The organism is Cyanobium sp. PCC 7001, from assembly GCF_000155635.1.
Classification (GTDB): Bacteria; Cyanobacteriota; Cyanobacteriia; order PCC-6307; family Cyanobiaceae; genus NIES-981.
Genome location: NZ_DS990556.1, coordinates 2,304,607 through 2,330,911, shown reverse-complemented (window position 1 = coordinate 2,330,911; position 26,305 = coordinate 2,304,607). Strand labels below are relative to the sequence as shown.

Below are 26,305 nucleotides of genomic sequence, written 5' to 3'. Positions count from 1 at the left end.
AGATCAACGCATCCGGTGGATCGAACTGATCAGACGATCAGAACTTGAAGGTGGTCTTGACGAGACCGCCGTAGGTGTCGCTGGCACCGTCGTTCTCGATCCAGAAGAACGCGGGGGTCACGCTGATGTTGTCGGTGACCTGGAACTTGTACCACAGCTCGTAAGCGATGGTCTCCTCGCCACCGTCGGTCCAGATGCCGCCGGTGCAGAGCACGCCGCGATCGGCGCACTTGCCGGGGTCGGTCTGGCCGGCGCTGCCGACAGCCATGCCCAGGGCATTGCCCTTGACGAACATGTCAGCCCACTGGATGCCCACCATCCAGCTCCAGGCGTCGTCAGCGCTGTCGACGAAACCGTCAGACCAGCCGCCACCAACGCTGATCGAAGGCACCCAACCGGACTCGGCAGGAGACCAGTAGGCACTCAGGCCGACGTTGTTGGTGCTGTCGAAGCCCACGAAGTCGGAGTAGGTGTAGGCGAAGGCCGCACCCCAGTTGTCGCCGGCATAGCCGATCTGAACAGTACCGGTGTAGTCCTCACCGACGCCCCGGGAGGAATCCTCAGCAGCGTTCTCGTTGGACACGAAGTTAGCGCTGATGCTGAAGCCTTCGTTCTGCCACCAGAGACCGACACCAGCGCCGAGGTTCAGGCTGTAGGTCGCCCGGGCACCGGCGTAGGTGAACAGGTCGAGGATGGTGTCAGCCGGGTAGGCGCTGGGCCACATGGCCAGCATGTCGTCCTGACGGACCTTGGCACCGAAGGTGGCGGTGAAGGAGTCGGAGATGGGGAACTGGTAGAAGAGGCGGTTGATGCCGACGGAGTCAGCACCGCTCTCCTCCTGGAAAGCCACCTCCATGGCGGTGTTGCCGTTGCCGAACACCGAATCACCGAAGTTGCCGGCGCGCAGGGTGGTGCGCAGCAGGTCCTTGCCGGTGAAGCTGGTGTCGAACATCAGGCGAACGTCATAGTTCGCGGTGACGTTGTCGCCGAAGCCGGTCTCGCCAGCGCCGCCGAGCACCATGGTGGCGATGCCCTTGAGCTTGGTGGTGGTGGAGAACTGGTTGGCCTCCAGTTCACCCACCTTGGCCTCGAGGCCGTCCACGCGGCCCTTGAGGATGGCGAGCTCCTTCTCGAACTCGGCCATCAGGCGCTTGAGCTCATCGGTCACCTCGGTGACGCGATCGAGACAGGCGTTCAGCAGGGCGGCCGCCTCGAAGCGGGTCATGGCCCGCTGGCCCTTGTAGGTGCCGTCGGGGTAGCCGGCGACGCAGCCGTAGCGCTCGATCAGGTTCGAGAGGGCCTGGTAGGCCCAGTCGGTGGGCTGAACGTCGGAAAACTGGGAGATGCTGGTGACTTGCTCCTGGGAGGCGTACTGGTTGACGCCGTCCATGTTGAGCTCGGAAGCCGTGGCAGCCACGGGGGCCAGCAGGCCCAGAGCCGCAGGGGCAACCAGCAGTTGCTGGAAGAGTTTCATGGGGTCCTCACACAAAAAGGGCGCAATGCGCCTCGTGCCCATCGTGGTCACGGCAAAGGCCTGTTACACCAGCCCCTGTGCCAGAGAACACAATGGCCCTGCACAGGCTGGATCGGCGGGTGGGTCGGGCGGGCGGTGGGCAGCTCAAAACGATGCCCCCGGCAGTCCAGGAATGTCCTGGGCTACCGGGGGCTCTCGCCGGGTCCGCAGGTGCGGAACCGTTTGATCAGGGTTGAGGCGCCGTAATCAGCCGGCGTTCTCCGCGATCAGCAGACCCTTGATGAAACAACTGGAACTCACGGGCACCTCCTCCTTGGGGGATGACGTCAACCGGCGACGCTTCCGGCATCCGGCCCAGGGGCCGCTACCACGTCACTGCTGACTGGACGGCCGGATCCTAACCAGGATTTCGGGGCTGCCCGCGAGCCGGTTCCGGCTGCGCGCTGCACCGTGGGTAGCCTGATCGCCCTTTGGGCCTGGAACCACCTTGAAGCCTGCGACGCGCCGTGAGAGCCCCGTAGGCCTGCCCGCCAACCTGCGGCGGCGCCATTGGACCTTCCCGGCCCGGAGCCGCCGCAACAAGCTGAAGCGGGCCCTGCATGACACCCTCGAGCGGCTTGTGGGCTGGGCTTCGTTGCCCGGTGATGTGCCCGTCTTCCGTGCCGACCAGTTCCCCTGGATCACCGACGTGGAACGGCAGTGGCCGGCCGTGCGCCGGGAGCTCGATGCGGTGATGGAGCACCGCAGGGCGATGCCCAGCTTTCAGGAGATCCTGCCCCAGGTGGGCAAGATCCAGAGGGACGACCAGTGGAAGACGTTCTTTCTCAAGGGCGTGGGCATGGACTGCCGCGAAAACGCGCGCCGCTGCCCCCACACCATGCAGCTGCTCGCCACCATCCCCGGCTGCAGCACCGCCTTCTTCTCGATCCTCTCGCCCCGCAAGCACATCCCCCCCCACCGCGGTGCCTGGGCCGGCGTGCTGCGGCTGCACCTGGGGCTGATCGTGCCCGAGCCGCGCGAGTGCTGCCGGATCCGCATCGCCGATGAGATTCACACCTGGGAGGAGGGCCGCTGTCTGGTGTTCGACGACACCTACAACCACCAGGTGTGGAACGACACCGACGGCTACCGCGTGGTGCTGTTCGTGGACTTCGCCCGGCCGCTGCGCTGGCCGGTTTCGCTGTTCAACAGCTGGCTGCTCAACCTGGCGGCCCTGGCGCCCTTCCTGCGGGAGGCCAACCAGAACCAGCAGGCCGCCGAGCGGAGCTTCTGGGGCCGGCTGGCCCAAACTCCAGCGGACGGCTGAGGGGCTGGAGCCACAAAAAAGCGCCCCTTGAAAGGAGCGCTTTGCAGATGTGGTGAAGCCGTGAACCGGCCTTCGGCTGCCGAAGGAGCTCTGCCGGCTGCCGAAGGAGCTCTGCCGTGATCAGAGCGCGTTGCCGCGAGGCAGGACCTCTTCAGGGAAGACGAAGTTTTCGTGCGGCTGGTCAGCCGGTGCCATCCAGGCGCGGATGCCTTCATTCAGAAGAATGTTCTTCGTGTAGAAGGTCTCGAACTCGGGGTCCTCCGCCGCGCGGATCTCCTGCGACACGAAGTCGTAGGCGCGCAGGTTCAGGGCCAGGCCGATGATGCCGATGCTGCTGGTCCACAGACCCATCACCGGCACGAACAGCATGAAGAAGTGCAGCCAGCGCTTGTTGGAGAAGGCGATCCCGAAGATCTGGCTCCAGAAGCGGTTGGCGGTGACCATCGAATAGGTCTCCTCCTCCTGGGTGGGCTCGAACGCCTTAAAGGTGTTCGACTGCTCGCCGTCCTCGAACAGGGTGTTCTCCACCGTGGCGCCGTGGATGGCGCACAGCAGCGCACCGCCCAGGATGCCGGCCACGCCCATCATGTGGAACGGGTTCAGCGTCCAGTTGTGGAAGCCCTGCAGGAACAGCAGGAAGCGGAAGATGGCCGCCACGCCGAAGCTGGGCGCGAAGAACCAGCTGCTCTGACCCAGGGGGTACATCAGGAACACGCTGACGAACACCGCGATCGGACCGGAGAAGGCGATGGCGTTGTAGGGACGGATGCCCACCAGACGGGCGATCTCGAACTGACGCAGCATGAAGCCGATCAGACCGAAGGCGCCGTGCAGGGCCACGAACGGCCAGAGGCCACCGAGCTGCACCCAGCGCACGAAGTCACCCTGGGCTTCCGGGCCCCAGAGCAGCAGCAGGCTGTGGCCCATGGCATCGGCCGGGGTGCTCACCGCCGCGGTGAGGAAGTTGCAGCCCTCCAGGTAGGAGCTGGCAATGCCGTGGGTGTACCAGGAGGTGGCGAAGGTGGTGCCGGTCAGCCAGCCGCCCAGCGCCAGGTAGGCGCAGGGGAAGAGCAGCAGGCCGGACCACCCGACAAATACGAAACGGTCGCGCTTGAGCCAGTCATCGAGGACGTCGAACCATCCCCGTGCCGCTGGCGCGCGCCCTACAGCGATCGTCATGAGAAACGGGCTTCATGAAGCGTTACGTCTTTGATCGTACGGGGCCAGGCTGCGGAGTGCGGACCTGCGCCCCTGGTTTTGGGTAGAACCACCTAGTGGGAACCGCCGCCACGCGCGCGCCGTCGCCGCAGGCCAGAGTGGGCGCCAATCCAGTCGCCGCCATGTACCTCGTCGAGCTCTCCCTCAAGCTCAGCCCCATGCCGATCGCGGTTCAGCGCAAGGAGCTGGCCGACGCCCAGAGCCTCTACGACACGGTGAAGCAGGCCCTCGAGGGGGGCGGCCCCAGGGTGCTGGAACTCACCTGTGAGAAGGAGGCGGACAAGAAGGTGAGCCTCCTGACCAGCGAGGTGGTGGCTGTGCAGGTCTACGAGAAGTCCGCCAGTGCCAGCGGCGGCAAGCGCCCAGGCTTCAGCTTCGACAGCTGATCGCACCGGCATGGCCGCTCCCGGGACAATCCCTCCACCCCTGCGGGTGGAGCGCCTCTCCTTCGCCTGGCCCAACGGCCATGCCGCCCTGCGCCACTGCGCCCTGCAGATCCCCCGCCCCGGCCTGTGGATGCTGGTGGGCACCAACGGCAGCGGCAAGAGCACCTTGCTGCGCCTGATCGCCGGCCTGCTGGAGCCCCGCAGCGGCCGGGTGGAGGCCCAAGGGCGCACGGCCCTGGTGTTCCAGAACCCCGATCACCAGCTGCTGCTGCCCAGCTGCGGCAGCGACCTGCTGCTGGCGATCGATCCCAGCCTCAGCCGCAGCGCCCGGGAGGGGCGGCTGGCCGAGGTGCTTGAGGCGGTGGGCCTCAGCGGCATGGCCGACCGGCCGATCCACAGCCTCAGCGGCGGCCAGAAGCAACGGCTGGCCATCGCCGCCGCCCTGGCCAGCGGAGCCGAGCTGCTGCTGCTGGATGAGCCCACTGCCCTGCTCGACCCGGACAGCCAGCAGGAGGTGCTCAGCCTGATCCGACGGCTCACCGCCCCCGGGCCCCGCCAGCTCACCGCCCTCTGGGTGACCCACCGGCTGGAGGAGCTGGCCTGCTGCGATGGAGCCGCCCTGATGGAACAGGGACACCTCGGCCCCTGGGAACCCGGATCGCGCGTGGCGGCGCGGGTGGCGCCGCGGCGAGCAGGCCCCTTGCAGGGCGGCAAGGCTGAGGGGTAAGTTCATCGGGCCGGTGCCACCGGCCTTCCCCTGAACGGATCCTCGATCCGCTTCATGTCCGGGTCGTAATCCTCGGTAGCTCAGCGGTAGAGCGGTCGGCTGTTAACCGATTGGTCGCAGGTTCGAATCCCGCCCGGGGAGTTTGATGGTCGGCTTCCGCGGCCTGATCGGTCCGAAGGGTCCCTCCGAAGGGCCCCAGGTGTTGTCGCCAGGGATGGTGCCGCCCAGTCGCGACCTGTCCGTTCAGGAAGGCGTGGCTCTGAACGGGTCGGCTCTGAATGGGTCAGCCTGGTGCTGCTTGCCAGAGAAGCGGGAGTTTCACAACAAAATCGCTGGAAAAGATTCTGAAGATCCGTCGCACCTGGCCAGCGGTGCTGCGGCCAGACCGCAGGCCAGCACTGGATCCAGACGGGCCGACCCGCACCGGTTGCAGGCGGCTGTTCCATCCCTGGCTCACTACCAGGAGCCGGAACTGGGAAAATGCAAGTCTCCTGTAAGGCCTCCGACCCTTCCGTCGACCAGCCCGCCAGGGGGTCGTCATCCCCTCCCAGCAGCGCGCTCCTGCATCAGCCATGAAACCTTGCATCCTGCTGATCGAGGACGACAGCGACATGCGGGACCTGGTCGCGGGGCATCTGGAGCATGGGGGCTTCGATGTGCAGCGCGCCGAGGACGGCATCAAGGGCCAGGCCCTGGCTCTGCAGTTCACCCCCGACCTGGTGCTGCTCGATCTGATGCTGCCGAAGGTGGATGGTCTCACCCTCTGCCAGCGGCTTCGCCGCGACGAGCGCACGGCCCGGATCCCGATCCTGATGATCACGGCGCTGGCCGACACCAAGGACAAGGTGAGCGGCTTCAATTCCGGAGCCGATGACTACCTCACCAAGCCCTTCGATCTGGAGGAGCTCACCGTGCGGGTGAAGGCGCTGCTGCGCCGCACCGACCACGCCCCCCTCTCCACCCAGCACAACGAGATCCTCAGCTTCGGGCCGATCACCCTGGTGCCGGAGCGCTTCGAGGCGATCTGGTTCGACCAGCCCGTGCGCCTCACCCACCTGGAGTTCGAGCTGCTGCACTGCCTGCTGCAGCGGCACGGCCAGACCGTGGCCCCTTCCCTCATCCTCAAGGAAGTGTGGGGCTACGAACCCGACGACGACATCGAGACGATCCGCGTGCACGTGCGTCATCTGCGCACCAAGCTGGAACCCGACCCGCGCAAACCCCGTTTCATCAAGACGGTGTACGGCGCCGGATACTGCCTCGAGCTTCCCAGCGGCGATCAGCTCGCTGCCCTGACCCCCGTGGTTCAGGACGCACGCACCGCCCAGGCCAGCTAGGGCTTAGGGGTCCAGCCAGGACCCTCACTCAGGTCACCAGGCCGGCCAGCTCGAGCAGGGCCACTTCCCAGGCCAGCCGAGGCTGCACGTAGGCCAGCAGCTGGCGGCGCAGCCGCTCCAGCCTGTTCACCGCCGCCGCGCTCGGCCGGTGACGCCACAGCACCAGCTGCCACCACTGCAGCAACCAGAGCTGCTGCTCCGCATCCAGGGCTTCGGTGAGGTCGCGGGCCAGGCTCAGGGCCACCACCGGATCCGTGCCCGCCGGCAGGGCCTGCAGCCGATCCACCAGTCCCTCCGGCAGCCCCTGCCACTGCTGGCGATGGGCCAGCAGCGCCCCCGGGGATCCCGCCGCCAGTTCCAGCAGTTCCGGGGGGTCGGGACAGGACGGAGCCGGCGCCGCCGCCAGCACCCTGGCCATGGAGTCGGAATCCAGACGCCCAAAGCGGATCTGCTGACAGCGGGAGCGGATGGTGCTCAGCAGCTGCTCGGGCGCCGAGCAGATCAGCAGCACCATGCCGCGTCCCGGCTCCTCGAGGGTCTTGAGCAGGGCATTGGCGGCGGCCTCGGCCATCGCTTCCGCCCCGTCGAGCACCACCAGGCAGCCGGCGGCCTCCACGGGCCGGCGGGCCAGGAAGCGGGTGAGCTCGCGGATCTGCTCCAGCCGCAGCTGCGGTGGACTGCGGCGGCTCACGCCCCGCTCCAGGGCCTGGGAGGCGGGCACCAGCTGGCCCTTGTCCAGATGGGTGGGTTCCACCCAGAGCAGATCGGGATGGTTGCCCGCCTCCAGCCGGCGGCGCAGGGGCACGGATCCCTCGGGTCCGGCGATCACCCCCTCGAGGAAACGGAGTGCCGCCAGCCGCCGCCCCACCCCGTCGGGCCCGCTCAGCAGGTAGGCCGGCGCCAGGCGCCTGCTGCGGAGGGAGGCCTCCAGCAGGGCCACGGCCCGCTCCTGCCCGAGCACGTCGGCGAACAGACCGGCCGCAGTGGCCATCGTCACGGAGCCTCCTGCGATCCGCCCTGGGCCAGACCCAGCAGGGCGTCACGGCAGGCGGCGGTGACCCGGTCGGCGGGGGCCGTGGCATCGATCCTCAGCCAGCCCCGCTCCTCCGCAAGGCTGGCGAAGCCGCCGGCGACGCGCTCCAGAAAGCCCGCTCCCGCCGCCTCGATCCGATCAGCCGCCCGACCGCCACGGCGCCGCAGGGAGTCCTCCAGGGGCAGATCCAGCCACAGGGTGAGGTCGGGCTGCAATCCGGCCGTGGCCACCGCCTCGAGCTGCTGGATGAGGTCGAGGTCGAGGCCGCGGCCATGGCCCTGGTACGCCGCCGTGGAACCACTGAAGCGGTCGCTCAGCACCCAGTGGCCGGCCGCGAGGGCCGGCCGGATCGTGTGCTCCACATGCTGAGCCCGATCGGCGGCATAGAGCAGCAGCTCGGCAGTGGTGCCTGGCGCCGCGCCGCCCGGGGGATGGAGCAGGAGCTCGCGCAGCGCCCGGCCCAGGGGAGTGCCTCCCGGTTCACGCGTCACGATCAGCTGCCGGTCCGGGGGCAGGCAACCCGCCTCGGAGCTCTCCAGCCAGCGGCTCAACGCCTGCAGCTGGGTCGTCTTACCGCAACCGTCGATGCCCTCGAGCACCACGAATCTTCCGGTGCGGGCGTGGTCAACCGCCACCGCTGCCCCCCCGCGGCCCAGGGCCATCCTGCAGCAGCAGCGCATTGAGCACCACCGTGATCGAGCTCAGGGCCATCAGCAGGGCCGCCAGAGGCGGGTTGAGCAGCACGCCATGGCTGGGGAGCAGGGCGCCGGCGGCGACCGGCAGCACGATCAGGTTGTAGCCGAAGGCCCAGACGAGGTTCTGGCGCACCTTGGCCATGGTGCGCGAGGCCAGCTCCAGGGCCTGGGGGATGCCTTCCAGCTGGTCGCCGAGGATCACCAGATCGGCGCTGTCGCGGGCCACCCCGGTGCCGGTGCCCACGGCGATGCCCAGATCGGCGGCCGCCAGCGCAGGGGCGTCGTTGATGCCATCGCCCACCATGGCCACAGGGCCGGCGCTCCCCTGGCGCTGGACGATCGCCGCCAGCTTCTGTTCCGGGCGCTGTTCCCAGGCCAGCTCATCGGGCCGCAGGCCGAGCCGGTTCCCCAGGCGCCGCACCGGCTCGGCCCGATCGCCGCTCAGCAGCCCCAGCTCCAGCCCCTGCTGGCGCAGCTGCTGAAGCACCCGGGCGGCATCGGGCCGGAGCTCATCCTCCACGGCGATGAGGCCCAGCAGTTCATCCTCGCCGGCCAGGGCCAGCACCGTGGCGCCCCGGCGCTCCAGCTCCTCCAGACGCGCCTGCGCCAGGGGATGCCCACCGGGCAGCACCCAGGCGAGCTGGCCGAGGCGGAAGGTGTGTCCGGCAATCACCCCGCTCACACCGGCGCCGGCGGTGGTGTGGGCGGCCTCCAGCGGAAGCAGGGGCAGGCCGCGGCCCTCGGCCTGCTGCAACAGGGCGAAGGCCAGGGGATGGCGGGTGCTGGCTTCCAGGCTGGCGGCCCACTGCACCAGCCGATCCTCCAGGCCGAGGTCAGGGGCGGCGCCTGCCGGAGCTCCTGATGACGCCGTCAGGGGCACGATGGCGGTCACCAGGGGCCGCCCCCGGGTGAGGGTGCCGGTCTTGTCGAACAGCACGGTGCGCAGGGCGGCGGCGGTTTCGATGGCCTCCCCACCGCGGAACAGACAGCCACGCCGGGCCGCCAGACCGGTGCCCACCGTGATGGCCGTGGGGGTGGCCAGGCCCAGGGCACAGGGGCAGGCCACCACGAGCACGGCGATGGCGAGCTCCAGGGCGAGGGAGAGCGGGCTGGTGGCTCCCGCCCCCAGCAACCCATGGCTGCCGTGGATGGCGTGCTCCCCCGGCATGGCGGGCTGCAGCACGGTCGGCCAGAGCTGGGTACCCCATTGCCACCAGAACAGGAAGGTGGCCAGGGCCAGGGCCAGAACCCCCAGGGTGAAACGGCCGGCCACCCGGTCGGCGAGCCCCTGGATCGGTGCCTTGCGCGCCATGGCCTGCTCCACCAGGTGGAGGATCCGGGCGATGGCGCTCTCCGCCCCCGGGCGCAGCACCTCCAGCAGCAACGGTCCCTGGAGGTTCAGGGCGCCGGCGCCCACCTCAACCCCGGCATCTGCCTCCTGGGGCAGCGGTTCCCCGGTGAGGCTCGAGACATCGAGAGCCGAGAAGCCCTCGAGCACCACGGCATCCACGGGCACCCGGTCGCCCGGCAGCAGCCGGATGCGATCGCCACGCCGCAGGCCCCCGACCCGCACCTCCCGCGGCGGACCCCCGTCCATCACCAGCAGGGCGGTATCGGGCTGGAGGGCCGCCAGCTGCTCCAGCGCCAGGCCCGTGCGGTAGCGGGCCCGCTCCTCCAGGAAGCGGCCGAGCAGCACGAAGCCGAGCAGCATCACCGGCTCGTTGAAAAAGCAGGGCAGGCCGCTGGCCGGCCAGAGCAGGCCCACCATGCTGGCCAGATAGGCACTGCCGACCCCCAGGGCGATCAGGGTGTCCATCGAGGGCAGCCCGGCCCAGGCGGCGCGCCAGCCCGCCACCAGGATCGGCCGGCCCGGGCCGGCCAGGGCCAGGGTGGCCACCAGGGCATGGGGCCAGAAGGAGCTCGGTTGGGGGGCCAGATGGCCCACCCCGGACACCAACAGCAGCAGCAGAGCCAGCACCAGCTGCTGCCAGCGGCTCCACCAGTGGCGCTCCCGCTGCCGGCTGGCCAGAGAGGCCGCCGGGGCGGAGGTGTCCCGCAGGCTGGCCTGGAAGCCCAGCCCGGCCAGGGACTGCTGCAGAGCGGGCAGCAGATCGGGAGCGCCTTCGCCCTTAGCCACCAGGGGGTCGAGCTCGACCCAGGCGGTGCGGGTGATCAGATTCACGCTGGCCTGGCGCACACCCGGCTGGGCGAGCAGACGCTGCTCGACGGCCCGCACGCAGCCGCCGCACTTCATGCCTTCGATGTCGAGCAGCAGGGGCTCCGGCGGCTCGCTCCGCTGCAGCGGCGGAGCTGGCCGGGTCTGAGCGGGCCCGCGGGCCGGGGAGTGGGGTGGTGCTGTCAGAGCCAGGGACTGGCGCACATCACCCCTGAGGCTAGGCAGGCCGCCCCGGCAGGGATCGGCCAGGATGGGAAACCCTGAAGCTCGCTGAACCGCCGGTGCCCCGCTCCCAACGCAACGACAACTTCATCGACAAGAGCTTCACGGTGATGGCGGACCTGATCCTCAAGGTGCTGCCCACCAACCGCCGGGCCAAGGAGGCCTTCGCCTACTACCGCGACGGCATGAGCGCCCAGGCCGACGGGGAATACGCCGAAGCGCTGGAGAACTACGAGGAGGCCCTCAAGCTCGAGGATGACCCCAACGACAAGGCCTTCATCCTCTACAACATGGCTCTCGTGTTCGCCTCCAACGGCGAGCATCAGAAGGCGCTCGACTTCTACGGCCGGGCCCTGGAGCTCAACAGCAAGATGCCCCAGGTGCTCAACAACATGGCCGTGATCCACCACCACCTGGGCTCAATCGCCGAGGAGAACGGCGATGCCGACGAGGCCGACCGCTGCTACGACCTGGCGGCCGACTGCTGGGGCAAGGCGATCCGCCTGGCCCCCAACAACTACATCGAGGCCCAGAACTGGCTCAAGACCAGCGGCCGCGGCAGCGTCGACGTCTATTTCTGAAGCCGTTTCTGAAGCCGTCGATTCCTGGGTGGCCAAGCTGCTGCAACGTCCTCACCGCCTGAACCGGGCTGGCTCGGGAGCCGCCGGGTCCAGTCCGTGAGGGCCTTGGTGTGCAGCTCGTGCAGGATGGCGGACCCATCCTCCGAAGTGCTTGCATCACATCCTGGCCCTGGAACTGCTTCAGCTGCTGCTCCTCGGTGCCGCTGTGATCGTTCACCTCACCACGGCCCTGCGTGGCAGGCGGCAGGACAGATCCTGGAGCCTGCTGCTCGCGATGGCCGTGCTGGCCGGGTTCTGCCGCGAACTCGATCCCGACCTGATGGACCATCAGGTTCTGGAGTGGTGGGCCTGGCTGGGTCGCAAGGTGGTGTACAGGGGGGTGATCGCCGCCGCCGTTCTCTGCCTGCTGGCAGGGCTGCTGCATCACCCTGCGGGCCTGAAGGCCTGGGCCCACGGGCCGCTGCTGCTCACCTGGTCGGCCGCGATTGCCCTGCTGGTCGCCGGATCGATCGCTGAGGACCACGGCATGATGCTTGTCGAGGAGATGTTCGAACTCGCCGGAGAAGCCCTGGTGGCTGTTGGCGCGGTGCTGCACCGCCAGCGGGTGCTCCCCTCCCGATCGCCCAGCGCAGGCGACAGCTGCTGATCAGACCACTGGTCCGGTGGGCTCGTCCGCCGGGTGCACCCCCAGGGCCGCCACCAGGGCCTGGGCCACATCCCCGGCCTCGTGCAGCTCCAGCCCCAGGGAGCGGGCCGCTCCTCCCAGGCCACTGGCCCGGGGCACCACCGCCCGCACGAAGCCCAGACGCGCCGCCTCCTGCAGGCGCAGCTCCAGCTGGCCCACGGGCCGCAGCTGTCCCCCCAGCCCCAGTTCCCCCACCAGCACCGTGCCCGCCGGCAGGGTGAGGTCGCGGAAGCTGGCCACCACGGCCGCCGCCACCCCCAGATCGGCGGCAGGCTCCTCCACCTCCAGCCCGCCGGCCACCGCGAGATAGCAGTCGAAGCGGGAGAGGGGCAGGCCCAGGTGCTTCTCCAGCACGGCCAGGATCTGGTGCAGCCGGTTCACCGCCAGACCGGTGGCACTGCGTCGGGGACTGGCGTAGCTGGTGGTGCTCACCAGGGCCTGGAGCTCCACCAGCAGCGGCCGGGTGCCCTCGCAGGCCACGATCGTGGCGCTGCCGCTGCTGGGTTCGTCGCCGAGGAACAGCTCGCTTGGATTGGTCACCTCCGCCAGCCCCCGGTCGCGCATCTCGAACACGCCCAGTTCGTGGGTGGCGCCGAAGCGGTTCTTCACGGCCCGCAGCAGCCGGTGGCTGGCGAAGCGATCGCCCTCGAAGGTGAGCACCGCATCCACCAGGTGCTCGAGCACCTTCGGACCGGCCAGCATCCCCTCCTTGGTCACATGCCCCACCAGCAGCAGGGCCGTGTCCTGGCGTTTGGCGATGCGGGCCAGGGCGGCGGCACACTCGCGCACCTGGGCCACCGAGCCCGGGGCACTACTGAGCTCTGCGTCATGGAGGGCCTGGATGCTGTCCACGATCGCCACCGCCGGCCGCAGGGCCTCGAGCTCCTGCAGCACCAGCTCCAGATCCGTTTCGGCCAGCAGCTGCAGATCGCCCCCCTGCTCCCGGCCCGGGGCCACCGCGTCCGCGGGGCCGAGCCGCTGCCAGCGGAGCTTCACCTGCTGGGCCGATTCCTCGGCGCTCACGTAGAGCACCGAGGCCCGCTGGGCCATGGCCTGGGCGCTCTGCAGCAGCAGGGTGCTCTTGCCGATGCCGGGATCCCCGCCCACCAGCACCAGGGAGCCAGGCACCAGCCCGCCCCCCAGCACCCGGTCCAGTTCGCCGTAGCCGCTGGCCAGGCGCTCCAGCGGGCGCTCCCCCACGTCCCGGATCGGAGCGGAGCGACGCGGCGCGGCCTCGGCACGGCGGCCCGGTCCGGCCGCCTGGGGACGCAGCCGCCGGCCATCGGTGGCGCCGGCCTGTTCCACCAGGGTGTTCCAGCTGCCGCAGCTGCTGCAGCGTCCGAAGAACTGGCGCGTCTGGGCTCCGCAGCTGCTGCAGACGAAATGGGAAGCGGACCTGGCCAAGGGAGCAGCGCGGTGAGGAGTGTTCGGTGAGGACTATGAAGAAAGGTGGCTTTGCGTGAAAAGTTGACCCCTCGGGCCTTTTCAGTAGGGCGATCCGATGTAGCTGCCCCAGGGAGGCCACGAGGAGGTGATGACAGCGTCCCCAACCAGTCCAGCCAAGGAGAAGGAGACGATCCTGGTCGTCGACGATGAAGCCAGTATCCGCCGCATCCTCGAGACGCGGCTGTCGATGATCGGCTACCAGGTGGTGACCGCGTCCGACGGCATGGAGGCCCTGGAGTGCTTCCGGGAGAGCCACCCGGACCTGGTGGTGCTCGACGTGATGATGCCGAAGCTCGATGGCTACGGCGTGTGCCAGGAACTCCGCAAGGAGTCCGACGTGCCGATCGTGATGCTCACCGCCCTGGGCGATGTGGCCGACCGCATCACAGGCCTCGAGCTCGGTGCCGACGACTATGTGGTGAAGCCCTTCAGCCCGAAGGAGCTGGAGGCCCGCATCCGCTGCGTGCTGCGGCGGGTGGAGAAGGAACAGGTGGCGGGCATCCCCAACTCGGGGGTGATCACGGTGGGCGACCTGCGCATCGACACCAACAAGCGCCAGGTGTACCGGGGTGACGAGCGCATCCGTCTGACCGGCATGGAGTTCAGCCTGCTGGAGCTGCTGGTGAGCCGCAGCGGCGAGCCCTTCAGCCGCGGCGAGATCCTCAAGGAGGTGTGGGGCTACACCCCGGAGCGTCACGTCGACACCAGGGTGGTGGATGTCCACATCTCCCGGCTGCGCTCCAAACTGGAGGATGATCCGGCCAACCCCGAGCTGATCCTCACGGCTCGCGGTACCGGCTATCTGTTCCAACGCATCGTCGATCCCGTTGCCCCCGAAGGAGCCTGACAAGCGCACCAAGCCCCGGCGGGCGATCCGCCGGCTGGTGATCTGGTACCGCCGCAACGCGGCCGTGACCAGCCTGGTGGGTACCGCCAGCACCGCCGCCAGCAGCGCCGTGTCCGGGGCTGGCAATGTGGCAGGAGCGGCCAGCTACGCAGCCAACACCGTGCTGCAGCCCCTGGTGTTCGACCCGCTGCGGCGGCTGCAGCGGGGCCTGGGGGGGCCGGATGAAGACACCCCGATCAACGACGCCGATCGGCTCTGGGTGGCCGTGGACGGCATGGGCGGCGACCACGCCCCGGGCCCGATCCTGGAGGGCTGCCTGCAGGCGGTGGAGCGGCTGCCGCTGCGGATCCGCTTCGTGGCCGAAACCACCCCTCTGCAGGCGGCCGTGGCCGAACTGGGCCTGCAGGAGAAGCTGGATGCCGCCCTCGCCAGCGGCCTGATTCAGCTCGTGGCCAGCGGCCCCTCGGTGGGGATGCACGAGGAGGCCACGGTCGTGCGGCGCAAGCGCGACGCCAGCATCAACATGGCGATGGCCCTGGTGAAGCAGGGCGCGGCGACCGCCGTGTACTCCGCCGGCAACTCCGGCGCCGTGATGGCCTCGGCCATCTTCCGCCTCGGCCGGCTCAAGGGCATCGACCGGCCGGCGATCGGTGCCCTCTTCCCCACCAAGGACCCCGAGCAGCAGGTGCTGGTGCTGGATGTGGGCGCCAACATGGACTGCAAACCCGAGTGGCTGCTGCAGTTCGCCCTGCTCGGCAACATCTACAGCCGCGACGTGCTGCAGGTGGCCAGGCCCCGCATCGGCCTGGTGAACATCGGCGAGGAGGACTGCAAGGGCAATGAGCTCTGCCTCCGCACCCATGGGCTGCTGACAGCCGAGCCCCGCTTCCACTTCGCCGGCAACTGCGAGGGCCGCGACATCCTCTCGGGCCAGTTCGATGTGGTGGTGTGCGACGGCTTCACCGGCAACGTGCTGCTGAAGTTCCTCGAGAGCGTGGGCAGCGTGCTGCTCGATGTGATCAAGGTGGAACTGCCGCGCGGCCGCCGCGGCAAGGTGGGCTCCGCCTTCCTGATCAACAACCTGCGGCGCATCAAGAAGCGCCTCGACCATGCCGAACATGGGGGCGCCCTGCTGCTCGGCGTGGATGGGGTGTGCGTCATCGGCCACGGCAGCAGCAAGGCGCTGTCGGTGCTGAGCGCCCTGCGTCTGGCCCACTCCGCCGCCAACCATGGCGTGATGGACAACCTCCACGCCCTGAGCGAGGAAACCGGGGTCGTTGCCTGTGGTTGACTGAGCCCACCCGCGGGCTGATCCCCTCTTGGCGCTCGGCGTTTCGCTCAGCCTGGCAGACACCCGGCCAGGGCCTGCCCTCGGCATGGCCCTGGTGGGGTGCGGCAGCGCGGTGCCCTCGGCCAGCATCAGCAATGACCAGCTGAGCGAGCGGGTCGACACCAGCGACGCCTGGATCCGCTCCCGCACGGGAATCGCGGCCCGCCGTGTCGCCGGCCCCGACGAACCGCTCACCGCCATGGCCACAGGGGCGGCCGCGGCCGCCCTGGCCCACGCAGGCTGGGAGCCACAGGATCTGGACCTGATTCTGCTGGCCACCTCCAGTCCCGATGACCTCTTCGGCACGGCGCCGCTGGTGCAGGGCTGTCTGGGGGCAGGCAACGCCGTGGCCTTCGACCTCACCGCCGCCTGCAGCGGTTTTCTCTTCGCCCTGATCACGGCGGGGCAGTACATCGCCTCCGGCGCCGTGCGCCGCGCCCTGGTGATCGGTGCCGACCAGCTCAGCCGCTGGGTCGACTGGGACGACCGCAGCACCTGCGTGCTGTTCGGCGATGGGGCCGGAGCGGTGGCCGTGGAGGCCTGCGACGCCGGGAGCACCGGGCTGCTGGGCTTCCGCATGCTCTCCGATGGGCGCCGCAACGGCTGCCTCACCCTGGCCCAGACCCAGGACCATGTGCCGCTGCTGGGGGGACTCACCAACCAGCGGGGTGGCTTCGCGGCCATCCACATGAACGGGCAGGAGGTGTACAAGTTCGCCGTGCGGGAGGTACCGGCCGTGCTCGGTGAGCTGCTCGAGGCCACCGGCACCAGCGCCGACCAGCTCGACTGGCTGCTGCTGCATCAGGCCAACCAGCGGATCCTGGACGCGGTGGCCGAGCGGTTCGCCATGCCGCCGGAGCGGGTGCTCAGCAACCTGGCCGCCTACGGCAACACCTCGGCGGCCACGATTCCGCTGATGCTGGATGAGGCCGTGCGCGATGGCCGGGTGAAGCCGGGCCATCTGCTCGGCAGCAGCGGTTTCGGCGCCGGACTCAGCTGGGGCGCGGCCCTGCTGCGCTGGAGCGGCCCCGGCACACCGGCCGCTGGCTGACAGCCGCGGGGAGAGCTGCGGCAGAGAGCTGCCGCCGTAGCCTCCTGCCGCAGTGATCGGTGCCAGCAGGATGGGGATTGCCTGGGTGTTTCCCGGCCAGGGTTCGCAGAAGGTGGGCATGGCCGCTGGGGTGCTGGAGCTGCCCGGGGCCCGGCAGCGCTTCGACCAGGCCTCGGCCCTGCTGGGACGCGACCTGCTGGCCATCTGCGCCGGAGACGCCGACGGCGAGCTGGCTGACCTCAGCGACACCCGCAACACCCAGCCCGCCCTGTTCGTGGTGGAGAGCCTGCTGGTGGATGCCCTGCTGGCCCAGGGGAGGCAGCCCGATCTGGTGGCGGGCCATAGCCTCGGGGAGCTGGTGGCCCTCTACGCCGCAGGCGTCTTCGATGCCGCCACCGGGCTGGAGCTGATCCAGAACCGCAGCACCTTGATGGCGGCCAGCGGCGGCGGCGCGATGACGGCGGTGATGGGGTTCGAGCGTTCCGAGCTGGAGCAGCTGGTGGCGGCCACCGAGGGCGTGGTGATCGCCAACGACAACAGCAGCGCCCAGGTGGTGCTCTCCGGCACCCCCGAGGCCGTGGCGCAGGTGAGCGGGGCCCTCACCTGCAAACGGGCGATTCCCCTGGCGGTGAGCGGGGCCTTCCATTCCCCGTTCATGGCGGAGGCGGCCGACACGTTCGCGCGCCAGCTCGAGAGCGTGCCCTTCGCGGATGCCCGCGTGCCGGTGCTGAGCAACACCGACCCCAGGCCCGAAACCCGCGGCGAGGCCCTCAAGGCACGGCTGCGCCAGCAGATGACCACGGGCGTGCGCTGGCGCGAAACGATGGAGCGCTGCCAGACCGAGGGCATCGACACCGCCGTGGAGATCGGGCCGGGGTCGGTGCTGAGCGGGCTGTTCAAACGCAGCTGCCCGGGCCTCACCACCGCCCAGATCGCCGGCACCGGCGACCTGGGTCTGTGAGCGGCTCCGGACTCCGGCCGGGCAGCCGGCCGGTGAACGCGATGAAGCGGGTGCTGCGGCGCCGCAAGCGCAGTGAACCCCCGGCCCTGATCCGCACCCCCAAACCCAGCCTGGTGTACCGGCTGATCAGCTACCTGCTGGTGTTTCCGGTCTACCGGCTGCTGTTCCGCGGGCGCACGGCCGGCAATGCCCAGGTTCCCCAGGAGGGGGCCCTGGTGGTGGTGGCCAACCACGGCTCCCATCTCGATCCGCCCCTGCTGGGCCATGCCCTCGGGCGGCCCGTGGCCTTCATGGCCAAGGCCGAGCTGTTCCGGGTGCCGATCCTGGGGCCGATCATCCGGGCCTGCGGGGCCTATCCGGTGTCGCGTGGGGCCAGCGACCGCGAGGCCATCCGCACCGCCACCGACCGGCTGGAGGAGGGCTGGGCCACCGGGGTGTTCATCGACGGCACGCGGCAGGAGAACGGCCGGGTCAACAACCCCTTGCCCGGTGCCGCCCTGCTGGCCGCCCGGGCCGGTGTTCCCCTGCTGCCGGTGGCGATCCTCAACAGCCATCGGGCCCTGGGACCGGGCAGCAAGGGCCTGCGCCTGGTGCCGGTGCACATCCGCATCGGCACCCCGATTCCGCCGCCGGCCTCCCGCCGTCGCCCGGATCTGGAGGCCGCCACCGCGGCCTGCCAGGCCCAGATCAACGCCCTGCTGGACCAGGGCCTGATCGGGCGGGCGTCGCTGCCGCCGCCGCGAGACTCAGCCGCTCTGCCGCCCAGCGCTTCAGATCCCGGCCGCTGAGCACCCACACGGCGGCACGCAGGCCATCGCCCCAGATCTTGCCGCTGCTCTCGGGGTGGCAGTGCTCGCCGCAGGGCACGGGCTCGGGGGTGAGATGGATGCCGCGGCTGCCGGCCACGATCCGGCCCACCAGCAGGGCCCGGTCCATGTGGTCCTGGCTGGTGACCAGCAGGGCATGGCGGATGCGGGCCCGCCGCAGATCGTCCACCAGCGAGGTGAAGTTGCTGAGGGTGTCATTGGCCCGGTAGTCCAGCCGCACCTGATCCGGGGCCAGCCCCTGCCGCTGCTCGAACAGCCAATGGGCGTACTCCGGATTGCTGCCGCCACTCACCACCACGGGCAGCCGGCGCTCGGCGGCCAGTTGGGCGGCCCGCTGCTCCCGGTCCACATCGCCCCCCAGCACCAGGATCATCTGGGGAGGTGGCGGCGCCGGCGACCACCAGCCGCGCGACAGCCACAGCAGGCCGAGCCCCCCGGCCAGCACCAGCCAGCGGCGCCACGGCCAACGGCGGCGCCGGCGCGGTGGGCGACTCCGGGGCACCGGGCCCCCGCCTGGCCCCGGGGAGCGGCCGACCGGCCGGCGAGGGCGGACGCGGGCGGGCATCAGGCGGGCACCGGCCCCGTGGGGTAGTGGGGCAGCACAGGCTCCCAGGGAGCTGGCAGGGAGAGCTGCTGGGCCAGAGCGGCCAGGTCCAGCAGCTGGGACACGTCCTGCCTCACCACCACCTCCGCCGCCACCACCGGAGCCTCCGGCTCCAGGGCATGCAAGGCCTGCGGGTCGGCGTACAGCCGCGGTGCCAGCCGTTCTGCCATGCCTCCCAGGACGGCGCCATCCGGACCGTAGAGCCCCGCCACGACCCCGCGGCGGGGCAGCTCCTGCACCAGCCAGGTGGGGCGCTCCAGCTGCAGGCGCCGCGCCATGAGCAGAAAGCTCCCCACGCCCTGGAGGGGGATCTGCAGCTGCTGGGCCAGGGTGCGGGCCAGCACCACGGTGAGCCGGGTGCCGGTGAACCCCCCGGGACCGGTGGCCACCGCCAGCCGGGCCAGGCGGCGCCAGCGGGAGGCCGGCAACACAGCCTCCACGCAGTTCAGCAGGGAGCCGGAGAGCTCCCGGCCGAGGGGAAACTCCTGCAACCGGTCAGTGGCGCCCGTGCCGGCGGCGGCCTCGAGATCACGCAGCCCGACTCCCAGCACGGAGCTGGAGCTGTGCAGAGCCAGGATCCAGCTCATCGGGGACAGGCCTCACCGGGACGCAGACGCTGCCAGCGGCCAGGGTCGGGGGTGAACGAGGCGCAGGCACGCACGTCCCACTCCACCCCCACGCCGCCAGCGGGAAGATCCAGCACCTGCACGTGGATGCGGGGCTCCTCCGGACGGAAGTCCGGGTGGGGGGTGAGATGGGCAGCGCCGTGCTGGCGCTCCACCGCGTGATAGGCCTGACAGCGGTCGACCCAGCGGCAGTCCACGCAGATGCACATTCCGGCCAGGCCGCGCCAGGGGCCCATTGTGGCGGGCGAACTGCCAGCTGACGAGCAGGCGCGGCAGGTGTGGCGGCGCCTGGCGCCGGAAGGCTGGCCGGTGCCGCTCGAGACCCTCCCCGCCGGCAGTGCCCTGGTGGGAGGGGCGGTGCGGGATGCGCTGCTGGGACGCCTCAGCGCCCAACCGGACCTCGACCTTGTGGTGCCCGGCGGCGCCATCGGACTCTGCCGGGAGCTGGCCAGCCGCCTTGGCGGCACCGCGGTGGTGCTGGATCCTGCCCGCGACATCGCCCGCCTGGTGCTGCGGGGCTGGACCGTGGATCTGGCAGGCCGGGACGGTCCGAGCCTGGAGACCGACCTGCGGCGGCGGGACTACACCGCCAACGCGATCGCCCTGCCCCTGGACGATCCCCCCCGGCTGCAGGACCCCACCGGGGGCCTAGCCGATCTGGCGGCGGGGCGCCTGGCGGCCGTGAGCGAGGCCAATCTGCTGGCCGACCCCCTGCGGCTGCTGCGGGGGGTGCGGCTGAGCCACACGCTGGCGCTGCCCCTGGCGCCACGGAGCGAGGACTGGATCCGCCACCACGCCCGAGCCCTGGGGCAGGTATCCGGCGAACGGGTGTTCACCGAACTCGAGAAGCTCGCCGCCGAGCCCAGCGGCCATCGGGGCCTGGCCTGGAGCCTGCGCCACCATCTCCTGGAGAGCTGGGCAGCGGATGCGACGGCCGCCGGTCCCCTCGAGGCCCTCGATCCCGAACAGGCCCTGGCCTGCGGCCTGGATGGGGCCGAGCTGCGCTGGGCTCTGCCCCTGGCGCGGCTCGCCACCCTGCTGCCTCCGGCCGCCCTGGGCCATCTGCGGGCCAGCCGGCAGTGGCAACAGCGCAGCGCCCGGCTGCGGGGCTGGTGGCAGGCGCTGGAGGAGTGCCCCGATCCCAATGCCCTGGCGGAGCCACAGCGGCTGCAGTTGCACGCCGATCTGGCGGCTGAGCTGCCTGCCTGGCTGCTGCGGCTGCCCGCCGCGATGGCCCGCCCCTGGATGGAGCGCTGGCGGCAACCCGCCGATCCCCTGTTCCACCCGCGTTCGCCGCTGGATGGCCGCCAGCTGCAGCAGGCCCTGAAGCTGCCGCCCGGCCCGGTGCTGGGGGAGCTGATCCGCCACCTCACCCAGGAGCGGGCCTTCGGCCGGATTCCGATAGCGGATCCGGCAGCAGGCGCTGTCGCGATCCACACCGCCAGGGCCTGGATGAGCCGACGGCATGATTAACTTTCAGATGCGAAGGCGTGAATCAGAGGTTTGTCCTCGCCTGCTGAAGTTTTCCTCCCCCCTCTCCATCCATGAGCATCCGTCTCTACGTCGGCAACCTGCCGCAGTCTTTTGATGCCCAAGAGCTCGAAGCTCTGTTCACGGCCGTGGGGGAGGGCGTGCGCTTCAAGGCGGTCAACGACCGGGAAACAGGCGCCTGCCGGGGCTTCGGCTTCGCCAACGTGGATGAGCAGAAGCTGGCCGACGCGGTGATCGAGCAGCTCAACGGCAAGGAGTTCGGCGGCAACAGCCTGCGCATCGAGCTCTCGGAGCGCCGCGATGCCCGCGGCACCGGCGCTCCCGAGCGCCGTGGCGGCAACCCCACCCCCCTGCGCAAGGCCGCCAACAAGGTGGTGCATGCCGACCAGGTGGACAGCGAGGCCCCCGATCCCCGCTGGGCCGGCGAGCTGGCCAAGCTCAAGCAGCTGCTCGACAACCAGAAGGCCACGGTCTGAGGCCCGCTTCGCCGTTGGCGGTCCGGATCAGGGCAACAGGGCCGCCAGGGCGATCACGCCAACGAACACCCCGAGGAAGACGAATCCCATGGTGGTCATCTTGGCCTCATGGTTCTGCACGCCCCGATCCACCGCCTTTTCCAGATCAGCTCGGAAGGCCTGAAAGGCGGCGTCCTTGTCCTCGGGACTCGGGGTGTTGCGCATGGGACGGTCGTTGAAGGTTGGTCTGGAGGGATGGTCGGGAATGGATGGGGAGGGTGCGAACTCCCCGGGGTTGAAAGGCGTCAGCCGGGGTGGTCAGACGCGGTGGAAGAACCAGTAGGCACCCACGGCCAGCGCCACCATGAGAACGATCGGCACACCGATCGCCGCCATGCCGTTGTGACTGCGCACCACCCGTGACTCGTGGGCGACGACCGCTCCGCGGATGCTGAGTTCCATCTCCTGGCGCAAACGGGCCAGCTCGGAGTCCAGGGACTCCTCGCTGAAGAGCTCGCGCAGGCGCTCGAAGGCACTTTTGCCGAGGATCAGGCTCTTTTCAGGATGAACATAAAGGATATCCATGAGCTCATCCCGGCGGATCTCCATCAGCTCGGCGTTCACCGCCACCCTGGCGTTGGAGGTGCGCTGGCGGCCATCGATCACCTCCACTTCCCCGAAGACATGGCCGGGACCATGGATCTGGTCCACCCCCTCGCCCGTTTCTGGGTAAGGGGTGGTGAGTTCCACCTTTCCGGATCGCACCAGATAGATGGCTTCACTCGGCTGGTCGACCCTGTACACGTAGTCGCCTGCCGGCAGGGTGACATGTCGCATGCCGACGGAGTGAAGGGGGGGAGGTGCTCGGGATGTTAAGCCGCACAACCCCTAAACTCCCGCCACTTGCCCAGGTTCATGGCCGCCTCAAGCCCCCAGCGGTGGTCCATCCCCTGGGCTCGGCTGCGTCCCTGGATGCTGGCCGCACTGGTGGCGGGGGGAGGCGTGGCGGCATGGCAGCTGTCCCGGCCCAAGCCTGCCCCCGAGCCCAGGACGCCGATCGTGAGGGCGGTGACTGCCCTGGGCCGGCTGACGCCTGCAGGGGGTCTGGTGAATCTGTCCATCGCCTCCGGAACTGCCGGTGGCAATGAGGTGGTGGAGACGTGGTTCGTCAAGGAAGGCAGCGAAATCCGCAAGGGTCAGCTGCTGGCACGGCTGAGCAGCTACGGCCCCCTGCAAGCCTCGCTGGAGCAGGCCGAAGCCGATCTCAGCGCCACGCGCTCCCTGCTCCCCTTCCTGGAGATCAGCAAGTCCAAGGGCACCGAGCTGTTTTCGGAAGGGGCCATCTCCGAGGAGGAACTCGGCAAGGCCCAGGCGGGCGTCACCGGCCGCAGGGCGGACATCCGCTCGGGTGAAGCCGCGGTGGCCCGGGCCCGGCTGCAGTTGGAAGCCGCCGAGGTGCGTTCCCCCCTGGATGGGCGCCTGATCCGGATCTACAGCTGGCCGGGGATGAAGGAAACCAGCGACGGCCTGGCCCTGGTGGGGCGCACCGACCAGATGCAGGTGTGGGCCCAGGTGTTCCAGACCGACATCCCCAGGCTCTCGATCGGCCAGGGGGCCACGGTGCAGGCCGAGAGCGGTGGCTTCACCGGCACCCTGCGGGCAAGTCTCGAAGCCATCATCGGCAACGTCTCGGAACGCGACCTCTTCTCGGTGACCGGCAACAACGACGTGAACTCCCGTGTTGTTCTGGTCAAACTGAACCTGGCTCCGGAGGATCGGCCCCGCGTGAGCCGACTGAGCGGTCTGAACGTGACCGTTCGCTTCGACCCATGAGGCGGCTGCAGCGCTTCTGGAGTTCCCTGCGCCTCGCCGACCTCCCCCTGGCCTGGCTTCAGCTCAAGCGCCAGCCGATTCGCTATCTGGTGGCCGTGACCGGCATCAGTTTCGCGGCGCTGCTGATGTACATGCAGATCGGCTTTCAGTCGGGGCTTCTCAACAGTGCCACCACGTTTTACGAAGCCCTGGACGCCGATCTGGTGCTGATCAGTCCGGCCACGTTGAATAGTGGAAACTTCCAGCAGTTTCCCCAATCGCTCCTGTTCCGAGCGCTCGGCGTTGAGGGTGTGGCGCAGACCGTGCCGGTGTACGTGGCGAACGTGAACGTGCAGAAGCTGGATGGCATCAAGCCCACCAGCCTGCGCCTGATCGGTTACGACCCGGAAGCGAGAGTGCTGAACCTCCCCGAGGTGAACGCCCAGACGGACAAGCTCAAAACGCCGGGATTCACGCTGTTTGACACCCTGGGCAACAAGAACACCGGTCCTATCACCGCGGCGGTGAGGAGCAACGGCTCCCAGTTTCTGACCCTTTCGGACTTTTCGAAGTCCTTTCAGGTGGTGGGCCTGTTCCGCCTCGGCTCCACCTTCGCCGCCGACAGCAATCTCGTGAGTAGCGACACCACGGCAATCCAGCTGGCCTTCCGGCAGATCAATCTGGGCGAGATCTCGCTGGGATTGATCCGCCTGGCCCCGGGGGAGGATGCCGATGCCATCAAGAGCTATCTCGCCACGCTGTATGGGGATGAGCTGCAGGTGCGTACCAAGCCAGAGTTGATCGCCCAGGAGAGGAATTACTGGAACACGGCCTCCTCCTTCGGCGTGATCTTCGGGTTCGGCACCTTCATGGGACTGCTGGTGGGGGGTGTGGTGGTGTATCAGGTGCTCTACACCGATGTGAGCGACCACCTGAAGGAATACGCCACCCTCAAGGCCATGGGCTTCTCGGATGGTTTCATCCTGCTGATCGTGATCCAGGAAGCCATCCTGCTGGCCATCTCCTCCTTCATCCCTGCCACCCTGGTGAGCACCGGGATGTACGCCTTCCTCACCGCCACCTCGGGCATCCGCATCGCCATGACCCCGGACAAGACCCTGGTGGTGGGGGTGCTCACCCTGGGGGTCTGCGCGGCCTCGGCAGCGATCGCCATCCGGAAACTCCGCGATGCGGATCCGGCCTCGGTGTTCTGAACCATGGCCGACGCCGTCATCCGCACCGAGGCCCTCAGCCACAGCTACGGCGAGGGGGAACTGCGCAGCAGGATTCTCCACGATCTGGACTTCGAAGTGAAGGCCGGCGAGGTGACCCTGCTGGTCGGCCCCTCCGGCAGTGGCAAGAGCACCCTGCTCACCCTGATCGGCGCTCTGCGCTCGGTGGAAGCCGGCTCGCTCAGGGTGCTGGGGGAAGAGCTCAATGGGGCCAGCGAAGCGGCGCGGGTGGCGATACGGCGGCGCATCGGCTTCATCTTCCAGAGCCACAATCTGGTGTCCTCGCTCACCGTGCTCCAGAACGTGCAGCTGCTGCTGCAGCTCAAGGAACCCGAACCCCAGCGGCGGGTGGAGAAAGCGACCGCACTGCTGGAGGCTGTGGGCCTGGGACATCGGCTGCATCACTACCCTGACGAACTCTCGGGGGGCCAGCGTCAGCGGGTCGCCATCGCCAGAGCGTTGGCACCGGAGCCTGAACTGGTGCTGGCGGATGAGCCCACCGCGTCCCTCGACAGCCAGTCGGGTCAGGATGTGGTGGAACGGCTCGGCGATCTCTGCCGGCACCGCGGCAGCGCCGTGTTGCTGGTCACCCATGATCTGCGCCTGCTCAAGGATGCTGACCGCATCTGGCGCATCGAGGATGGCCGCGTGAACCCCTGGCAGCCGGAGGTCTCCGACCTTGCCCCCCACTGACCTCCTTCCGGCCATGGCCAGCACGATCTTTCCCCAGACCTGGCTGCGCCAGCGGGTGTGGCAGGGCATGCCCACGGCCTACGTGGAGGCGCCCCCGGCCGTGGAGGCCAATGGGGAGGCGCTCAGCACCGTGGTGCTGATCCACGGGTTCGGCGCCTGCAAGGAACACTGGCGTCACACCGTGCCCCACCTGCAGCGGCACCACCGTGTGCTGGCGCTCGACCTGATCGGCTTCGGCGACAGCGCCAAACCCCGCTCCCGCCTGGACAGCGAGTTCGAGGATGGCCAGAGCTGGCGCTACGGCATCGGCAGCTGGGGCCAGCAGGTGCACGACCTTGTGGTGGCCCACGGGCAGGGCCCGGTGCAGCTGATCGGCAACTCCATCGGTGGCGTGGTGGCCCTGAGCGCAGCGATGCGCCTCGAGCAGTCCGGCCATCCGGCCAGTCAGGTGGTTCTGATCGACTGCGCCCAGAGGGCGCTGGACGACCGGCGGCTGGCCGAGCAGCCGCCCCTGCGTCGCCTGGGACGGCCCCTGCTGAAGCGCCTGGTGCGGCAGCGCTGGCTCACCAACAGCCTGTACCGCACCCTGGTGAATCCCGCTCTGGTGCGCCGCGTGCTGCTGCAGGCCTACCCCACAGGATCAAACGTTGACGATGAACTGGTGGAGCTGCTGCTGCGGCCCGCGCGCCAACCGGGCGCCGCCGAAGCCTTCCGAGGTTTCATCAACCTCTTCAATGACAGCATCGCCCCCGATTTCCTCGAAGTTCTGAAGACACCTGTGGCCATGCTCTGGGGGGAACGGGATCCCTGGGAACCGATCGCCATCGCCGAGACATGGACCCGTTTTGCCTGCGTGACGGCACTGGAGCGACTGCCCGAGCTGGGCCACTGTCCCCATGACGAGAATCCAGCTCTGGTGAACGAACACCTGAGCGTCGTGCTGCAACGGGGAGCGAGACCAGCGTGCTGAAGAAGCTGCATCACCCGCTCACGATCGTTTTCATCACACTGCTGCTCGACAAGCTCGGGGAGAACATTGTCTACCCGCTCCTCCCCTTCATCCTGGAGGCCTACAAACCTGATGCGCTGA

28 protein-coding genes and 1 tRNA gene are annotated in these 26,305 nt (G+C 69.4%); 18 read left to right on the top strand and 11 right to left on the bottom strand.

The window, feature by feature from the left end; translation table 11 throughout:
• Nucleotides 1-37 precede the first annotated feature (37 nt).
• Nucleotides 38-1,474, bottom strand: a complete 1,437-nt coding sequence (locus CPCC7001_RS11455; RefSeq protein WP_006910884.1) for an iron uptake porin — start codon at nt 1,472-1,474, stop codon at nt 38-40.
• Nucleotides 1,475-1,961: 487 nt separating this feature from the next.
• Between CPCC7001_RS11455 and CPCC7001_RS11450 the strand changes: the two genes are divergently transcribed.
• Complete coding sequence (locus tag CPCC7001_RS11450) at nt 1,962-2,780, top strand: aspartyl/asparaginyl beta-hydroxylase domain-containing protein (protein WP_006910663.1); 819 nt, start codon at nt 1,962-1,964, stop codon at nt 2,778-2,780.
• 120 nt (nt 2,781-2,900) lie between these two features.
• On the opposite strand, the gene psbD is transcribed toward CPCC7001_RS11450, so the two are convergent.
• Nucleotides 2,901-3,959, bottom strand: a complete 1,059-nt coding sequence (psbD, locus tag CPCC7001_RS11445; RefSeq protein ID WP_006909677.1) for a photosystem II D2 protein (photosystem q(a) protein) — start codon at nt 3,957-3,959, stop codon at nt 2,901-2,903.
• A gap of 161 nt (nt 3,960-4,120) precedes the next feature.
• Here psbD and CPCC7001_RS11440 point away from each other — a divergent pair, with 161 nt between their 5' ends.
• From CPCC7001_RS11440 to CPCC7001_RS11425, 4 genes are all read left to right on the top strand, one after another.
• On the top strand, nt 4,121-4,384 hold the full coding sequence (locus tag CPCC7001_RS11440) for a hypothetical protein (protein WP_006910396.1): 264 nt from the start codon (nt 4,121-4,123) through the stop codon (nt 4,382-4,384).
• A 10-nt stretch (nt 4,385-4,394) separates the two neighbouring features.
• The gene (locus CPCC7001_RS11435) at nt 4,395-5,111 is read left to right on the top strand and encodes an ABC transporter ATP-binding protein (RefSeq protein ID WP_006910659.1); all 717 of its coding nucleotides are present in this window, start codon (nt 4,395-4,397) and stop codon (nt 5,109-5,111) included.
• A 69-nt stretch (nt 5,112-5,180) separates the two neighbouring features.
• Nucleotides 5,181-5,252: transfer RNA gene (locus CPCC7001_RS11430), tRNA-Asn, on the top strand.
• A gap of 431 nt (nt 5,253-5,683) precedes the next feature.
• Entirely contained in the window at nt 5,684-6,448 is a 765-nt protein-coding gene (locus CPCC7001_RS11425; protein WP_006909663.1) for a response regulator transcription factor, read from the top strand.
• Between the two features lie 28 nt (nt 6,449-6,476).
• Here the strand turns inward: CPCC7001_RS11425 and CPCC7001_RS11420 are convergent, their stop codons facing one another.
• Genes CPCC7001_RS11420 through CPCC7001_RS11410 form a run of 3 tightly spaced genes read right to left on the bottom strand, consistent with a single transcriptional unit; the run spans nt 6,477 to nt 10,556 of the window.
• Nucleotides 6,477-7,439 carry a DNA polymerase III subunit delta' gene (locus CPCC7001_RS11420; protein ID WP_006910321.1) on the bottom strand — a complete coding sequence of 321 codons (963 nt, stop codon included), beginning with the start codon at nt 7,437-7,439 and terminating at the stop codon, nt 6,477-6,479.
• Between the two features lie 2 nt (nt 7,440-7,441).
• Nucleotides 7,442-8,143, bottom strand: a complete 702-nt coding sequence (gene tmk, locus CPCC7001_RS11415; RefSeq protein WP_050757120.1) for a dTMP kinase — start codon at nt 8,141-8,143, stop codon at nt 7,442-7,444.
• Entirely contained in the window at nt 8,106-10,556 is a 2,451-nt protein-coding gene (locus tag CPCC7001_RS11410; protein ID WP_006909079.1) for a cation-translocating P-type ATPase, read from the bottom strand. The genes tmk and CPCC7001_RS11410 overlap by 38 nt, the downstream gene beginning before the upstream one ends.
• Nucleotides 10,557-10,633: 77 nt before the next feature.
• Here CPCC7001_RS11410 and CPCC7001_RS11405 point away from each other — a divergent pair, with 77 nt between their 5' ends.
• Both CPCC7001_RS11405 and CPCC7001_RS11400 read left to right on the top strand, forming a co-directional pair.
• The gene (locus CPCC7001_RS11405; RefSeq protein ID WP_006910180.1) at nt 10,634-11,155 is read left to right on the top strand and encodes a photosystem I assembly protein Ycf3; all 522 of its coding nucleotides are present in this window, start codon (nt 10,634-10,636) and stop codon (nt 11,153-11,155) included.
• A 151-nt stretch (nt 11,156-11,306) separates the two neighbouring features.
• Entirely contained in the window at nt 11,307-11,801 is a 495-nt protein-coding gene (locus CPCC7001_RS11400; protein ID WP_043369015.1) for a hypothetical protein, read from the top strand.
• Here the strand turns inward: CPCC7001_RS11400 and radA are convergent, their stop codons facing one another.
• Nucleotides 11,802-13,244, bottom strand: a complete 1,443-nt coding sequence (gene radA / locus CPCC7001_RS11395) for a DNA repair protein RadA (protein WP_006910879.1) — start codon at nt 13,242-13,244, stop codon at nt 11,802-11,804. It abuts the gene before it with no gap.
• Nucleotides 13,245-13,374: 130 nt separating this feature from the next.
• Between radA and rpaB the strand changes: the two genes are divergently transcribed.
• The 5 genes from rpaB to CPCC7001_RS11370 all read left to right on the top strand — a co-directional run bounded on the left by rpaB (nt 13,375) and on the right by CPCC7001_RS11370 (nt 18,263).
• Nucleotides 13,375-14,133 carry a response regulator transcription factor RpaB gene (gene rpaB, locus CPCC7001_RS11390; RefSeq protein WP_043369014.1) on the top strand — a complete coding sequence of 253 codons (759 nt, stop codon included), beginning with the start codon at nt 13,375-13,377 and terminating at the stop codon, nt 14,131-14,133.
• On the top strand, nt 14,114-15,424 hold the full coding sequence (plsX, locus tag CPCC7001_RS11385; protein ID WP_006911802.1) for a phosphate acyltransferase PlsX: 1,311 nt from the start codon (nt 14,114-14,116) through the stop codon (nt 15,422-15,424). Before rpaB ends, plsX begins: the two co-directional genes overlap by 20 nt.
• A gap of 85 nt (nt 15,425-15,509) precedes the next feature.
• Nucleotides 15,510-16,514: a beta-ketoacyl-ACP synthase III gene (locus tag CPCC7001_RS11380; RefSeq protein WP_006909039.1), complete on the top strand. Its 1,005-nt coding sequence runs from the start codon at nt 15,510-15,512 to the stop codon at nt 16,512-16,514.
• Nucleotides 16,515-16,584: 70 nt separating this feature from the next.
• Nucleotides 16,585-17,475: an ACP S-malonyltransferase gene (fabD, locus tag CPCC7001_RS11375; RefSeq protein WP_043369012.1), complete on the top strand. Its 891-nt coding sequence runs from the start codon at nt 16,585-16,587 to the stop codon at nt 17,473-17,475.
• Nucleotides 17,476-17,516: 41 nt separating this feature from the next.
• The gene (locus tag CPCC7001_RS11370; protein ID WP_043370031.1) at nt 17,517-18,263 is read left to right on the top strand and encodes a 1-acyl-sn-glycerol-3-phosphate acyltransferase; all 747 of its coding nucleotides are present in this window, start codon (nt 17,517-17,519) and stop codon (nt 18,261-18,263) included.
• Here the strand turns inward: CPCC7001_RS11370 and CPCC7001_RS11365 are convergent.
• From CPCC7001_RS11365 to CPCC7001_RS11355, 3 genes are all read right to left on the bottom strand, one after another.
• A complete protein-coding gene (locus CPCC7001_RS11365; protein ID WP_050757119.1) occupies nt 18,163-18,804 on the bottom strand; it encodes a YdcF family protein in 642 nt (213 codons plus the stop codon). The two genes, CPCC7001_RS11370 and CPCC7001_RS11365, sit on opposite strands and share 101 nt — an antisense overlap.
• A gap of 62 nt (nt 18,805-18,866) precedes the next feature.
• On the bottom strand, nt 18,867-19,493 hold the full coding sequence (tsaB, locus tag CPCC7001_RS11360) for a tRNA (adenosine(37)-N6)-threonylcarbamoyltransferase complex dimerization subunit type 1 TsaB (protein ID WP_006911195.1): 627 nt from the start codon (nt 19,491-19,493) through the stop codon (nt 18,867-18,869).
• Complete coding sequence (locus CPCC7001_RS11355) at nt 19,490-19,741, bottom strand: Ycf34 family protein (protein ID WP_006909356.1); 252 nt, start codon at nt 19,739-19,741, stop codon at nt 19,490-19,492. Before CPCC7001_RS11355 ends, tsaB begins: the two co-directional genes overlap by 4 nt.
• Here CPCC7001_RS11355 and CPCC7001_RS11350 point away from each other — a divergent pair.
• Nucleotides 19,734-21,005, top strand: a complete 1,272-nt coding sequence (locus CPCC7001_RS11350) for a CCA tRNA nucleotidyltransferase (RefSeq protein ID WP_083782638.1) — start codon at nt 19,734-19,736, stop codon at nt 21,003-21,005. The genes CPCC7001_RS11355 and CPCC7001_RS11350 overlap by 8 nt on opposite strands.
• A 71-nt stretch (nt 21,006-21,076) precedes the next feature.
• Entirely contained in the window at nt 21,077-21,499 is a 423-nt protein-coding gene (locus tag CPCC7001_RS11345; protein WP_006911793.1) for an RNA-binding protein, read from the top strand.
• Between the two features lie 27 nt (nt 21,500-21,526).
• Here CPCC7001_RS11345 and CPCC7001_RS15580 read toward each other — a convergent pair whose 3' ends face one another.
• Nucleotides 21,527-21,703, bottom strand: coding sequence for a hypothetical protein (locus CPCC7001_RS15580; RefSeq protein ID WP_006910099.1), 177 nt, complete (start codon nt 21,701-21,703; stop codon nt 21,527-21,529).
• Nucleotides 21,704-21,796: 93 nt separating this feature from the next.
• Entirely contained in the window at nt 21,797-22,315 is a 519-nt protein-coding gene (locus CPCC7001_RS11340) for a Crp/Fnr family transcriptional regulator (protein ID WP_006909654.1), read from the bottom strand.
• A 135-nt stretch (nt 22,316-22,450) separates the two neighbouring features.
• Between CPCC7001_RS11340 and CPCC7001_RS11335 the strand changes: the two genes are divergently transcribed.
• The 4 genes from CPCC7001_RS11335 to CPCC7001_RS11320 are packed head-to-tail and all read left to right on the top strand — an operon-like array spanning nt 22,451 to nt 26,185.
• Entirely contained in the window at nt 22,451-23,311 is an 861-nt protein-coding gene (locus tag CPCC7001_RS11335) for an HlyD family efflux transporter periplasmic adaptor subunit (protein WP_006911685.1), read from the top strand.
• Nucleotides 23,308-24,504 (top strand): ABC transporter permease DevC, encoded by a 1,197-nt coding sequence (devC, locus tag CPCC7001_RS11330; protein WP_006911049.1) that lies wholly within the window; start codon nt 23,308-23,310, stop codon nt 24,502-24,504. The genes CPCC7001_RS11335 and devC overlap by 4 nt, the downstream gene beginning before the upstream one ends.
• Before the next feature lie 3 nt (nt 24,505-24,507).
• Nucleotides 24,508-25,215, top strand: coding sequence for an ATP-binding cassette domain-containing protein (locus CPCC7001_RS11325; protein ID WP_006910415.1), 708 nt, complete (start codon nt 24,508-24,510; stop codon nt 25,213-25,215).
• A gap of 13 nt (nt 25,216-25,228) precedes the next feature.
• Nucleotides 25,229-26,185 (top strand): alpha/beta fold hydrolase, encoded by a 957-nt coding sequence (locus tag CPCC7001_RS11320; RefSeq protein ID WP_006909424.1) that lies wholly within the window; start codon nt 25,229-25,231, stop codon nt 26,183-26,185.
• Nucleotides 26,186-26,305: the final 120 nt, after the last annotated feature.